Source organism: Erythrobacter sp. CCH5-A1 (assembly GCF_001557115.1).
GTDB lineage: Bacteria > Pseudomonadota > Alphaproteobacteria > Sphingomonadales > Sphingomonadaceae > Erythrobacter.
In genome coordinates this window covers 1-11,948 of the sequence record NZ_LSKQ01000014.1, presented here as the reverse complement: position 1 = coordinate 11,948, position 11,948 = coordinate 1, and the positions used below count along the sequence as shown (strand labels likewise).

At 67.2% G+C, this 11,948-nt stretch carries 12 protein-coding genes and 1 other RNA gene; 6 read left to right on the top strand and 7 right to left on the bottom strand.

Going from position 1 to position 11,948, the window contains the following annotated elements; genetic code table 11:
* The coding region (locus AX708_RS00880) for a YgcG family protein (RefSeq protein WP_066525208.1) at nucleotides 1-813 on the bottom strand (813 nt) is incomplete at its 3' end.
* 1 nt (nucleotide 814) lies between these two features.
* Complete coding sequence (locus tag AX708_RS00875; RefSeq protein ID WP_066525202.1) at nucleotides 815-1,444, bottom strand: LemA family protein; 630 nt, start codon at nucleotides 1,442-1,444, stop codon at nucleotides 815-817.
* A gap of 174 nt (nucleotides 1,445-1,618) precedes the next feature.
* Between AX708_RS00875 and mscL the strand changes: the two genes are divergently transcribed.
* The 3 genes from mscL to AX708_RS00860 all read left to right on the top strand — a co-directional run bounded on the left by mscL (nucleotide 1,619) and on the right by AX708_RS00860 (nucleotide 3,193).
* Nucleotides 1,619-2,041, top strand: coding sequence for a large conductance mechanosensitive channel protein MscL (mscL, locus tag AX708_RS00870; RefSeq protein ID WP_066525200.1), 423 nt, complete (start codon nucleotides 1,619-1,621; stop codon nucleotides 2,039-2,041).
* Between the two features lie 130 nt (nucleotides 2,042-2,171).
* Nucleotides 2,172-2,550, top strand: a transfer-messenger RNA (tmRNA) gene (gene ssrA / locus AX708_RS00865).
* Between the two features lie 175 nt (nucleotides 2,551-2,725).
* A complete protein-coding gene (locus AX708_RS00860) occupies nucleotides 2,726-3,193 on the top strand; it encodes a GNAT family N-acetyltransferase (RefSeq protein ID WP_156443252.1) in 468 nt (155 codons plus the stop codon).
* A 37-nt stretch (nucleotides 3,194-3,230) separates the two neighbouring features.
* Here AX708_RS00860 and AX708_RS00855 read toward each other — a convergent pair whose 3' ends face one another.
* Complete coding sequence (locus tag AX708_RS00855; protein ID WP_066525196.1) at nucleotides 3,231-3,482, bottom strand: hypothetical protein; 252 nt, start codon at nucleotides 3,480-3,482, stop codon at nucleotides 3,231-3,233.
* Between the two features lie 95 nt (nucleotides 3,483-3,577).
* Nucleotides 3,578-4,843, bottom strand: a complete 1,266-nt coding sequence (locus tag AX708_RS00850) for an N-succinylarginine dihydrolase (RefSeq protein ID WP_066525193.1) — start codon at nucleotides 4,841-4,843, stop codon at nucleotides 3,578-3,580.
* A gap of 29 nt (nucleotides 4,844-4,872) precedes the next feature.
* Here AX708_RS00850 and AX708_RS00845 point away from each other — a divergent pair, with 29 nt between their 5' ends.
* Nucleotides 4,873-5,775, top strand: a complete 903-nt coding sequence (locus AX708_RS00845; protein WP_197425838.1) for a bifunctional 2-polyprenyl-6-hydroxyphenol methylase/3-demethylubiquinol 3-O-methyltransferase UbiG — start codon at nucleotides 4,873-4,875, stop codon at nucleotides 5,773-5,775.
* Here the strand turns inward: AX708_RS00845 and AX708_RS00840 are convergent.
* Both AX708_RS00840 and AX708_RS00835 read right to left on the bottom strand, forming a co-directional pair.
* Nucleotides 5,772-6,788, bottom strand: a complete 1,017-nt coding sequence (locus tag AX708_RS00840) for an arginine N-succinyltransferase (protein WP_066525189.1) — start codon at nucleotides 6,786-6,788, stop codon at nucleotides 5,772-5,774. The genes AX708_RS00845 and AX708_RS00840 overlap by 4 nt on opposite strands.
* Entirely contained in the window at nucleotides 6,785-7,975 is a 1,191-nt protein-coding gene (locus AX708_RS00835; protein ID WP_066525187.1) for a hydrolase, read from the bottom strand. The genes AX708_RS00840 and AX708_RS00835 overlap by 4 nt, the downstream gene beginning before the upstream one ends.
* A gap of 116 nt (nucleotides 7,976-8,091) precedes the next feature.
* On the opposite strand from AX708_RS00835, the gene AX708_RS00830 reads away from it, so the two are divergent.
* Both AX708_RS00830 and AX708_RS00825 read left to right on the top strand, forming a co-directional pair.
* A complete protein-coding gene (locus AX708_RS00830; RefSeq protein ID WP_066525184.1) occupies nucleotides 8,092-10,215 on the top strand; it encodes a malate synthase G in 2,124 nt (707 codons plus the stop codon).
* A gap of 16 nt (nucleotides 10,216-10,231) precedes the next feature.
* A complete protein-coding gene (locus AX708_RS00825; RefSeq protein WP_066525181.1) occupies nucleotides 10,232-10,885 on the top strand; it encodes a D-Ala-D-Ala carboxypeptidase family metallohydrolase in 654 nt (217 codons plus the stop codon).
* A 172-nt stretch (nucleotides 10,886-11,057) separates the two neighbouring features.
* Here AX708_RS00825 and rsmA read toward each other — a convergent pair whose 3' ends face one another.
* Nucleotides 11,058-11,891 (bottom strand): 16S rRNA (adenine(1518)-N(6)/adenine(1519)-N(6))-dimethyltransferase RsmA, encoded by an 834-nt coding sequence (gene rsmA, locus AX708_RS00820; RefSeq protein ID WP_066525179.1) that lies wholly within the window; start codon nucleotides 11,889-11,891, stop codon nucleotides 11,058-11,060.
* Between the last annotated feature and the right edge of the window lie 57 nt (nucleotides 11,892-11,948).

The window sequence follows — 11,948 nt, the reverse complement described above, 5'->3', positions numbered from 1 at the left end:
GCCCCAGTCTCCGCCCCCGCCGCCGCGACCGCTATTGTTGATGATCCCCCGCGCGATCGCGCTGCCGACCTCCCACAGAATCACGTCGCGCGCCGTATCGCCGAGCCCGCGGCTGCCCCACGGGCCGTTCCCCTTGGAGCGGTACTTGCGCCGCCGCCCCATGCTGGCGAGGATCGGCAGGACAAAGAAGAAGAACATGAAGGCGAGCCAGATCAGCACGCCGAAGGGAAAGCCCCCGTCGCTGCGGCTCTTCTGCGCCTGCGCGGCCTGGGCTGCCTCCTCGATCGCGATGGCATCCTCGGGCGCCTTGGCGAGGTGGGCGAGGATCGCGGCGACCCCATCGGTTACGCCCGCGTCGAAATTGCCCTCCTTGAAGCGCGGCGCGATCACGTCGTTGATCACGCGCCCGGCCATGATCCCGCCGAAATAGCCGTGGAGGCCATAGCCGACCTCGATCCGCATCTTGCGCTCGGCCGGCGCGATCAGCAGCAGCAGGCCCGCGTCGCGATCCTTGCCGCCGATCCCCCACTTGTCGGTGTAGAGCGTGGTCGCATAGGTCTCGATCGAAGCGCCCCCGAGGCTCGGCACGGTGGCGACGATGATCGCTCGGCCGGTCTGGGCGTTGTAGGCGCGCAGCTCCCCGTCGAGCTTCGCCTCGGTCGCGGGCGAGAGGATGTTCGCCCCGTCATAGACTGGGCCCTCGGGGCGAGGGGGATAGTCCTGCGCCTGGGCGGCTGTCCCGAGAACGAGCCACAACAGACCCGCGAGCAGCACCAGCGCCCAGCGCAGCGGGGCGAGCGGGGCGATGGCCACCTCAGTTCGCGGCCGCCGGGGTGGCCCCGCCGGTGATCTGGCTCATGTCGACCTTGGGGTTGGCCTTGGCCGCCTCGTCCGCCTCGAAATATTCGAGCGCCTTGGCTCCGTGGATCACGTTCGCGCCGATGCTCGAGGGGAAGGTGCGGATCTCGGTGTTGTAGTCACGCGCGAGGTCGTTGTAGCGCACCCGCTCGGTGTTGATCTGGTTGTTGGCCTCGTCGATCGCCACCATCAGGTCGGCAAAGCGCGGCTGGCTGGCGAGCACCGGATAGTTTTCCACCACGGTGCGCAGCTGGCCCAGCGCCTGCGTCAGCTGGTTCTGCGCATCGTTGAACTTCTTGAACTCTTCGGGGTTCGAGAGGTCGTCGGTGGTGATGTTGATCGAGGTGGCCCGCGCGCGCGCGTCGATCACGCCCTGGAGGATGTCCTTCTCCGAGATCGCGGCGGCCTGCACCACGGCGACGAGGTTGGGGATCTTGTCCGCGCGGTTCTGGAGCGCGCTCTCGACATTGCCCCACTGCGCCTTGGCGGCTTCTTCCTTGGTGGGGACCGAGTTGATCCCGCAGGCCGCAAGGCTGAGCGCGGCCGCCGCCGCGAGCACGCCGCGCAGCATGGTGGTGAATGTCATCGCGAAGGTCCCTCCTGAAGGCGCGGGGGTCTGTGGCCCGCTGAAGCTTCTGTATTGTGCATATAGCACACCTCAAACCCGGTTCAAGCGGTGGACGATGGCGCCTGCAAGACTTGGCAGCTACGGCGCCGAGTGCCAGAACATGGTAAACGGCATAGAAGAAAGGGGACTAGCATGCTGTCGGAATTCCGGGACTTCATCGCCAAGGGCAACGTCATGGACCTCGCCGTCGGGGTCATCATCGGTGCGGCGTTCGGCAATATCGTCAAGTCGCTGACCGACGAGATCATCATGCCGATCGTCGGTGCGCTGCTGGGCAATATCGACTTCTCGGACCGGTATTTCATCCTGTCGGGCGACGTGATCGAAGGTTCTCCGCTCGAAGTGGCGCGCCAGACAGGGGCAAACGTGATCGGCTACGGGGCGTTCTTTTCGGTCATCATCAACTTCCTGATCCTCGCCTTCATCATCTTCCTGATGGTGCGCTACGTGAACAAGGTGACTGCCAAGCTCTCGAAGCCGGAAGAGCCCGCCGCACCCGCCGGCCCGACCGAGATCGAGCTGCTCGCCGAAATCCGGGATGCGCTGAAGAAGTAGGGCGCTTGTCTCCCCTCCCGCTTGCGGGAGGGGTAGGGGGTGGGCCCATGCGACCGCTCGCAGGCCCCCCCGCTGCGACTAGCGAGCAAGCTCGCAAGTCTCGCTCCCATCCAGCAGGCGGGAGGGGGATACACTTCACATTCACAAATGCAGCGCTATATCCGCGTCTGCCGGTTTCGACCGGCTATGGCGATAAACTGCTGCGTGCAATAGATGCAACGGACCCGGGGGCAGTACCCGGCGGCTCCACCACTTGGGCCGAGCAACGCGGTCAGCACGCATGAAGCGTGCCGATCGAGCGGCTCAGCTGATGGGGCCGAACCAGGATCGACGTGTGTTGAAAGACGTAGTTTTCGCTCGGGCTGAGTAACCCGTTAAAGGCTCAAAACCAATAAGTGCCAACGACAACGAAGCACTTGCTCTCGCCGCGTAATGTGACGGCCTAACGGCCTGAATTTACAAAGCTTTGAGCACGGTTCGGACCGAACCGGGTAACAGAATCGGAAACCGGGCGCCCGGGGGAGCGTAGCAACAGAATCCCCCACCATTCTCGGAGATTTTTTGCTTACAATTGCATCCATCCGCTGACCTTCTGACTGGTCAGCCTCTGCACGGACCACCGCCGGCGCATAGCGACCGGGCGACCGGTTTCTTGTAACCAAGATCCACCGAAAGACTTTACCCATGACACACATTGCCATCCGCCCGCTCATGCGCGGCGATCTGCCCCGCGTTGCCCATCTGGTCGACGCCAACGCCATGTTTCCCTCCGAAATGCTGGACGACATGACGGCCGCCTACTTCGTCGGAGACAGCGACACCCAGCGCTGGATCGTCGCCGACACGGGCACCGTCACAGGCGTTGCCTACACTGTTCCCGAACCGCTGACCGAGGGAACGTGGAACACGCTGTGCATCTGCGTCGATCCGGAAGCCCACGGTCAGGGCATCGGCTCCGCGCTGGTGCGGCATATCGAGAGTGACCTCGGCGGGCAGGGCGCGCGCGTGCTGCTGGTCGAGACCTCGGGCACCCCTGCGTTCGAACGCACGCGCGGGTTCTACGACATGCTCGGCTACGAGCGCGAGGCACGCATCCGCGACTACTACAGCGCGGGCGACGACAAGATCATCTTCCGCAAGGCGCTGGTCTGAACAGCGGGGCGGGTCGGCACATGTGTGCCGGCTCGCCCTAGTTGCGCGGCAGGGCCTGTGCGCGAAGCTCGCTCACTTCGCGTTCCAGCTTCAGGCAATCGAGGATCTTCGCCCCCGCCAGGAACACCGCGCCGGTGGTTGCGAGGAACAGGAGCTTGCCGCCGAAGCCGGGGTATTCGTGCAGATAGACGATCCCCCGCATCGTCGAGCCGAGGGCGAGGGCGTAGATGATCAGGAACGCCTCGAAGCGGTTCTTGATCACGAACAGCCTTCCCAGCTTGCGCAGCATAGCGACTCCCGACCCTTGGCGCGACTCCGCGGCAGGCTGAGTCGCTTTAACAGTGTCGTAACCTTACGCCCGCTGCGGCGGGCCGTGCAAATGCGTTAACCAAGCTGTGCGAGGTCAAGCGCATCGAGCAGGGCGAGCCGTGCCGCAATCACGCTGTCCGCAAGGCTCTGCGTCCCGATATCGGACGGGTCGATTTGCAAAGGCCAATGCTGGGCGATGGTGCGCTCGATCAGGTCGGCCTTGGCCTCGTCGAGCAGGAAGCGCGGGTCGACCGTTGCCGGGTCGCACACCACCCTGAGGCGCAGGCAGGCGGGGCCGCCGCCATTGGCCATCGACTGCCGCACGTCGACCGGAATCACCTGCCGGATCGGGCCGTTGCCGGCGAGCATCTGCTCCACCCAGCCCCACACCGCAGGGCTCTCGCGGCATTCCTCGGGCACGATCAGCGCCATCTCGCCCGAGGGGAGCGTCAGGAGCTGCGCGTTGAACAGATAGGTGCGGATCGCCTCTTCCAGCGACACGGCGGAGGAGGGCACCTCGACCACCTCGAGCGCAGGGAAGGCCTTGCGGATCGCGTCATAGGCGCCGTGCTGGTCGGCGAAGGCCTCGGCATGGGTGAACAGCACGCGGCCGTTCGCCACGGACACCACATCATTGTGGAAAGCCCCCGCCGCGATCGCCTCGGGGTTCTGCTCGATGAAGACGGTGCGCTCCGGCGCAAGGCCGTGGGCGCGGGCGACGAGGCGGCTGGCCTGATCGTGCTGGCGCGCGGGGAAGCGGCCGCCCGGCTTGCCGTAGACGAACACCTCGACGCCGGGCGCGCCGTGCGATTCGCACAGCCGCATGTGATTGGCCGCGCCCTCATCGCCGAAGGTCGGGGGCACGGCATCGTGGACCGCGAAGTGCTTCGTGTCGCCGAAAGCGATCCTCAGCTGGGCCTGCGTGTCGGGCCACTCCTGTGCGCGGTGGAGCATGGTGACGAGGTTCGCCGGAGTCAGGTGGCAGCGCCCGTCGGCGGTGTCGGGCGCGGGCGAGACGGTCGCCGCGTTCGCCGTCCACATCGAGGAGGCCGACCACGGCGCTGCGCGCAGCTGCGGCGGCTCGGTGCCGTCCAAGGCCAGCGCCTGCTGCAAGGCCCCGTTGGGGCGCGGCAGCGGCAGCAGGAAGCCCTGCACACCCAGCCGCGCAAGGTTCCCGCGCATCTTCGCCACGCCCTGAAGCGCCGCCGCGCGCGGGTAGGACGGATCGCCCGCATGGCTCGCACTGGCGATGTTCCCGAGGCTCAGCCCCGCATAATTGTGCGAGGGGCCGACTATCCCGTCGAAGTTGATTTCCGTGAGAGGTGTGCCGCTTTGCTCCATGGCCCGTTTCCTTAGACGACATGGGCCCCGTGTCCAATGTAGCCATGGCGCCCATGGATATCCGCACCAGAGCATGCACCGCGATCGCTCGCGCCTTGATGAAGCCGCCCGAGGCAAAGATGGCCGATATCGGCACCTATGCCGAATGGCGCGATGCTGCGCTGACATCCAGCTGGCGGCATTTCTCCGACGAGGAGCTGCGCGGGCGCGATGTGCTCGATTTCGGTTGCGGTGCGGGGCAGCTGGCCTTCCTGTTCGCCTCCAAGGGCCTCGCGCGCTCGATCACCGGGGTGGATATCGACACCGCCGCGCTTGATCGCGCAAGGGCCGAACTCGCGAAGCATCCCGAGTGGCAGGCCAGCCTCCGCTTCATCGAGGGCGACGTCGCGGGCCTGCCGCTGGCGGACGCGAGCGTCGACCTGATCACCGCCTTCGATTGCATGGAGCACGTGATGAACCCGGCGGCGATCCTCGCCGATTGGGCGCGGGTGCTGCGGCCGGGCGGGCGGGTGCTGCTCGAATGGTTCCCGTTCAAGGGCCCGTGGGGCCCGCATATGGAGGCGCTGATCCCGGTGCCGTGGAGCCACGTGCTGTTCGGCGAGAAGGCGATGTTCCGCACGGCGGCGGCGATCTATGACGATCCCGCTTTCGTCCCGCGCCACTGGGATCTCGGCCCGGATGGCGCCAAGAAACCCAACAAGTGGACGCAGTGGGAGAGCTTTGCCGAGCAGGCCTATGTCAACCAGCTCGACACCGCGACCTTCCGCAGGCTGGCCGAGGTGGCGGACCTCAGGATTGTGCGCTTCGACCGGTCAGGCTTCGGGCGCTCGGGGCCGAAGAAGCTGGTGGGCGACGCGCTGATGGCGGTTCCGGTTCTGGGCGAATATGCCACCAGCTACACGGTGATTGCGCTGGAAAAACCCGCCGCCTAGCGCGCCACGCTCCACACTTTGTCGCCCTCGCAGACGTCGAGCAGATCGGCGCTCGCGCTGTCGATCGCGATGCCGCCTTCCCCGTCGAGCACCCGCGCCCCGAAACAGGCGCGGAAGGTGCCCAGGTGTCCGGTGGCAAGGATCGCGCGCTCGCCTTCGCTCGCGGTGAGCGAGGTGATCGTGGCGTGGACCGCGTTCTTCACGCTGGTGACCATGTCGGTGCGCGCGGTCATCGTCGGCCCGCCATCAAAGATGTCGACATAGCCTTCGGCGCGGAAGCCTTCTTCCTCCAGCATCCGCATCGCCGCGCGGCCGGTGGGGTGGGGGACGCCGATCACCGACCGCGCATCCTCGCTCAGCATCGCGATATAGACCGGGTGCTTGGGCATCAGGTCGGCGATGAACTGGTTGCCGTTGATGGCGTTGAAATAGTCCGCGTCCTGGAAGCTCATCCCGAAGAAGCGCCCTGCGACCCCGTCCCAGAAGGGCGATCCGCCGCGTTCATCGATGATGCCGCGCAGCTCGGCAAGGATGCGGTCGGCAAATCGCGCGCGGTGCATGGCGATGAAGACATAGCGCGAGCGGGCGAGCAGCAGGCCGAGGCCCCCGGCGCGCTCGCCCGGGTGCAGGAACAGCCCGCCGACCTCGCTCGATCCCTCGAGATCGGTGACGAGGCTCAAAAGCTCGGCGCGCACCGTGCGGTCCAGTTCCTGCGAATATTGGGTGAGGGTGTTGAGACGGTAGGAATAGAACGGCCAGCGCTGGCCGACCTGGCTCATCAGCTGGCAGGTGCCGCGCACTGCGCCGGTGCGGGCATTCTCGAGCACCAGCACGAATTGCTCGTCGGCGAGGGTATCGTCCTCGCGCGCGAAGGCAGCGGCGGCGCGTTCGAGCTTGGCTTTCAGCGCGGCGCGGTCGGGCGGGAGGTTGGTGAAGCCCCCCCCAGTGAGCTTGGCCATTTCGTAGAGCGCTTCGAGATCGGCGGGGCGCGCGGCGCGCAGACGGAAGGTCACTGGAGGGCTCCCTGAGCTAGACGCTCGATGACGCGGGCGCTGAGGGCCGCGCGTTCGGCAAGTGAGGGGACGATGAGGTATTCGTCCGGCGAATGGATCGCGCCGCCGCGCACCCCCATGGTGTCGACCACGGGGACGCCGCTGGCAGCGATGTTGTTGCCGTCGCACACGCCGCCGGTGGATTGCCAGCGGATCGTCTGGCCCAGCTCCGCGCCGCATTGGCGGACGAGGTCGAAGAGCTGCTGGGCACGCGCGTCCACCTTCTTGGGCGGGCGTGTGACGCCGCCGTGCTTGTGGGTGGCGACTTGATGGGCGGTCTGAATGTCGACCAGCAAGTGGTTGAGAGCGTGGTCGAACGCCGCGCCCGCCTCGACCGTCCGGGGGCGCACGTTGAAGCGCAGCACGGCATGATCGGGCACGACATTGTTCGCTGCCCCGCCTTCGAGCTTGGCGGGGTTGATGGTGATCTCGGGCGTCTCCAGCGCCTTCAGCCGCAGGATCAGATCGGCCGCCGCGACAATCGCATTGCGCCCCTCGTGCGGGTTGCGGCCCGCGTGCGCGCTCTTGCCGCTGAAGGTGATCGAGTAGTTGCCGGTGCCCCCGCGCTCGTGCGCCAGCGTGCCGTCCGGGAGGGCCGCGGGCTCGTAGGTCAGCGCGGCGAGCTTGCCCGCCGCCAGCTCGGCAATCAGCGCGGCGCTGGCGAGCGAGCCGGTCTCCTCGTCGGAGTTGATCAGCACATCATAGCCGAGGCTGGAGGCGGCGGCGCTCGCCTCGAAGGCCAGCAGCGCGTGGAGCATCACCGCGATCCCGCCCTTCATGTCGGCGACGCCGGGGCCGTTCAGGGTCTCGCCGTCGAGCCACGTCTGGCGCTGAAAGGGGTGATCCGCCGGAAACACTGTGTCCATGTGGCCGGTGAGCAGGATCCGGCGGTTCGCCTGCGGTCGCACCCGCACCACCAGATGCTGGCCGTGGGGTTTTTCGTAAGCGCTGCCGTCGGCGGCGATTGCGGTGACCGGAGCGGGATCCACCAGCGCCACCTCGCCGGGGAGCGCCGCGAAGGCCTCGGCCAGCATGTCCGCCTGTTCGGCCAGCCCGGCGAGGTTCGCGGTGCCGGTGTTGACCGCGCTCCACGCCTGCACCTGCGCCAGCATCGCGGCGGTGTCGAATGTGCCCGAGGTCCCGTCCATCCTCACCCTCTAGCCGCGCCAGCGCGCGGGGCCAAGGCGTTGCAATCGCCTCTCCCCTTTGCCATAGGCGCTCGCGTCCTCTCCTCCCCGGGTTTGTTCAACCGACGAGGACACCGATGACTGACATGACCCCCCGCGCCGGAGTTGCCGTGGACGCCGCCCTCGCGGGCTTCCTTGAGCGCGAGGTGCTTGGCCCGCTCGGGCGCGACGTGGACGCCTTCTGGCAGGGCTTCGCCGCGCTCCTCGCCGACTTCGCTCCGCGCAACCGCGCGCTGCTGGCAAAGCGCGAGGCGCTGCAGGCGCAGATCGACGCGTGGCATGTCGAACGCGCGGGCAAGCCCCACGATGCCGCTGCCTACAAGGCGTTCCTGACGGAGATCGGCTACCTCGTCCCCGAGCCCGGCGACTTTCAGATCGGCACGCAGAACGTCGACCCCGAGATCGCGACGATGGCCGGGCCGCAGCTGGTGGTTCCGATCCTCAACGCGCGCTTCCTGCTCAATGCGGCGAATGCGCGCTGGGGGAGCCTCTACGATGCCTTCTACGGCACCGATGCGCTCGATGCGGCGCCCGCGCGGCCGGGCGGGTACGACGAGGCGCGAGGGAGCGCTGTGATCAAGGCTGCCAAGGCGTTTCTGGACAAAACCTTCCCGCTAATCGTTGGCGATTGGGCAGAACTCGAAGCGGCCTCCATCGATATCCTCGAAAGCAACATTATCGCCTGGGGCAGCCTTGGCGGCGGCGAGATTGTCGGGCGGACGGAAAAGTCGATCATCCTCAAGAACAATGGCCTGCATGTCGAACTGGTGATCGACCGCAGCCACCCCATCGGCCGCAATGACCCCGCTGGCATCGCCGACATCATCGTCGAAGCCGCGCTCACCACCATCGCCGACTGCGAGGATTCGGTCGCGGCGGTCGATGCCGAGGACAAGCTGCTCGCCTACACCAACTGGCTCGGCATCATCCGCGGCGATCTGTCGGAAAGCTTCGAGAAGGGCGGGCGCACGCTCACCCGCACCCTCGCGGGCGACAAGAGCTACACCGCCCCCGACGGCACCACGCAGACCCTCAAGGGCCGCAGCCTGATGTTCGTGCGCAATGTCGGCCACCTGATGACCAACCCGGCGATCCGCCTCGCCGACGGCTCTGAAGTCCCCGAGGGCATCATGGACGCGGTCTTCACCAGCGCGATCAGCACGCTGGACGTCGAAGGCCACGGCAGGTTCGGCAACTCGCGCACCGGCAGCATCTACATCGTCAAGCCCAAGATGCACGGGCCCGAGGAATGCGCCTTCACCAACGACCTGTTCGATGCGGTGGAAGACCTGCTCGGCCTGCCCCGCCACACCATCAAGGTCGGCGTGATGGATGAGGAGCGCCGCACCTCGGCCAATCTCGCCGCCTGCATCCACGCAGTGAAAGACCGCATTGTCTTCATCAACACCGGCTTCCTCGACCGCACCGGGGATGAAATCCACACCTCGATGCGCGCCGGGCCAATGCTGCGCAAGGGCGCCATGAAGTCCAGCGCGTGGCTCAAGTCCTACGAGGCGCGCAACGTCGCCATCGGCCTTGCCCACGGCCTCTCGGGCAAGGCGCAGATCGGCAAGGGCATGTGGGCCGCGCCCGACCTGATGGGCCAGATGATGGTCGAAAAGGTCGGCCACCTCAAGGCGGGTGCCAACACCGCATGGGTCCCGTCCCCCACCGCTGCGACGCTCCACGCGCTCCACTACCACCAGATTGACGTGTTCGACGTGCAGAAGCACCTGCCCGAACCCGCGGGTCTCGACGACCTGCTGGCGATCCCGCTGGCGGACGGCGCGAACTGGTCGGAGGAGGAAATCCGCGAGGAGCTCGACAACAACTGTCAGGGGCTATTGGGCTATGTGGTGCGCTGGGTGGATCAGGGAGTGGGCTGCTCCAAGGTGCCCGACATCAACGATGTTGGCCTGATGGAAGACCGCGCGACGCTGCGCATCTCCTCGCAGCACATCGCCAACTGGCTGCTGCACGGGGTGATCACCGAGGCGCAGGTGATGGACTCGCTCGCCCGCATGGCCGCCAAGGTCGACGCCCAGAACGCGGGCGATCCGCTCTATCAGCCGCTCACCGGCAACGAGGACGGCGCGGCCTTCAGTGCGGCGAAGGACCTGATCTTCAAGGGCGTGGAGCAGCCGAGCGGCTATACCGAGCCGCTGCTCCATGCATGGCGCTTGAAGAAGAAGGCGGGCTGATCCACTCTTGCGCGCGATGCGCAAGGCCCTGCTTTTCCTGACGCTTGTCGCCGGATGGACGGCGCTCGGCTCGGCGGTCGAGGCCGGGCCCGAGCCGTCCTCGCGCGCGGCCTTTGATGCGTGGGTGCGTGCTGACCGCGCAAGGGCGGGAGAATTCGCCGCGCTCAAGGCCTTTCTCGCCAAGCAGCGCGTCACCGATGTCGTCCCGGTCTGGCAGCTTGCACGGATCGATGCCGATAATGCCGCGCACTGCGAGGGCGGCTATTTCGCGCTGCCCCCGCGCGAGCAGTGGCCGAATATCGTGCCCGCGCTGCGTTTGGTGCGCGACAAGGTGGTGCCGGTGACTGGGCGGGTCGAAGTGGTATCGAGCTGGCGTTCGCCCGCGCTCAACACCTGCCTCGGCGGCGCACCGCGCAGCACGCATCGGCAGTTCAAGGCGCTCGATCTCGTCGCTCCGGCGCGTGGCGGCGATTTCCGCAAGCTCTTCGCCGATCTCTGCGCCATGCAGCGCAAGGCAGGGGCGGCATCGCGCATGGGGCTGGGGGCCTATTTCGATCCTGCCCGCCCGCTCGAAAACCCCGACGGGCGGTTCCATATCGATGCGAGCGGTTATCGCACCTGGGGTTTCGATTATTCCGCGCGGACCAATCCCTGCCCGCAGTTGGGTTGAGCGCGCCGCACCGCCCTGAAAAACAGCGCTTTCCTACTCGCCTCGCGTGAGGCAGGCTTGCCCTTATGGCCCGCCTTTTTCCCCTTCTCGCTCGCCAGAACAGCGTGTCGGTGGAAGGGCCACTTTTTCGCCCCTGGACAGTGTCTCATGTGTCTCCAACACGGGGCGCGGCTCACCCCTTCACGCGGGGCATGGCGCGGGCCAGCGCCACGAACTCGGCCACGCTGACCGTCTCGGCGCGGCGGGTCTCGTCGATGCCGAGGGTGGCGAGGGCCTCCAGCGCGCCCGGCACGCCCTTGAGGCTCTGGCGCAGCATCTTGCGGCGCTGGCCGAAGGCGGCTTCGGTGAGGCGTTCGAGCGTGAGGGCCGACACGCCCTCGGGCATGGCGGCGGGGGTCACGTGGACGATCGCGCTCATCACCTTGGGGGGCGGGGTGAAGGCGCTGCGGTGGACCTTCATCGCGAGCCGCGCCTCGGAGCGCCATTGGGCGAGCACGGCGAGGCGGCCATATGCGTCGTCTCCGGCGGGCGCGACGATGCGGTCGGCGACCTCGCGCTGGAACATGAGAGTGAGCGAGCGCCAAAGGGGCGGCCAGCTCTCCCCGCCGAGCCAGCGCACGAACAGTGCGGTGCCGACGTTGTAGGGGAGGTTGGAGAGGACGTGGAAGGGCTCGCCCTGCATCAGCGCGTTGTGATCGAGCTTGAGCGCGTCGCCCTCGATCACGGTGAGCTGGCCGGGGAAGGCGTCGCCCAGTTCGGCGAGCGCGGGGAGGCAGCGGCGGTCCATCTCGATGGCGGTGACGCGGGCTCCGGCCCTGAGCAGCGCGCGGGTCAGGCCGCCGGGGCCGGGGCCGACCTCGAGCACCGCCTGTCCGGCAAGGTCGCCCGGCAGCGCGGCGATGCGGGCGAGGAGCTGCTCGTCGAGCAGGAAGTTCTGCCCCAGCGCCTTGGAGGCGGCGAGGTTGTGGCGTTGGATGACCTCGCGGATGGGGGGGAGGTCAGGCATTTGCCCACCCCGCTGCGACTAGGCGGCAAAGCCGCCAAGTCTCGCTCCCCTCCCGCT

What these genes read in the sequence shown, in the direction of transcription:
- AX708_RS00875 (WP_066525202.1), bottom strand. Translation starts at nt 1,444, where the DNA reads ATGACATTCACCACCATGCTGCGCGGCGTGCTCGCGGCGGCGGCCGCG.
- mscL (WP_066525200.1), top strand. Translation starts at nt 1,619, where the DNA reads ATGCTGTCGGAATTCCGGGACTTCATCGCCAAGGGCAACGTCATGGAC.
- AX708_RS00860 (WP_156443252.1), top strand. Translation starts at nt 2,726, where the DNA reads ATGACACACATTGCCATCCGCCCGCTCATGCGCGGCGATCTGCCCCGC.
- AX708_RS00855 (WP_066525196.1), bottom strand. Translation starts at nt 3,482, where the DNA reads ATGCTGCGCAAGCTGGGAAGGCTGTTCGTGATCAAGAACCGCTTCGAG.
- AX708_RS00850 (WP_066525193.1), bottom strand. Translation starts at nt 4,843, where the DNA reads ATGGAGCAAAGCGGCACACCTCTCACGGAAATCAACTTCGACGGGATA.
- AX708_RS00835 (WP_066525187.1), bottom strand. Translation starts at nt 7,975, where the DNA reads ATGGACGGGACCTCGGGCACATTCGACACCGCCGCGATGCTGGCGCAG.
- AX708_RS00830 (WP_066525184.1), top strand. Translation starts at nt 8,092, where the DNA reads ATGACTGACATGACCCCCCGCGCCGGAGTTGCCGTGGACGCCGCCCTC.
- AX708_RS00825 (WP_066525181.1), top strand. Translation starts at nt 10,232, where the DNA reads ATGCGCAAGGCCCTGCTTTTCCTGACGCTTGTCGCCGGATGGACGGCG.
- rsmA (WP_066525179.1), bottom strand. Translation starts at nt 11,891, where the DNA reads ATGCCTGACCTCCCCCCCATCCGCGAGGTCATCCAACGCCACAACCTC.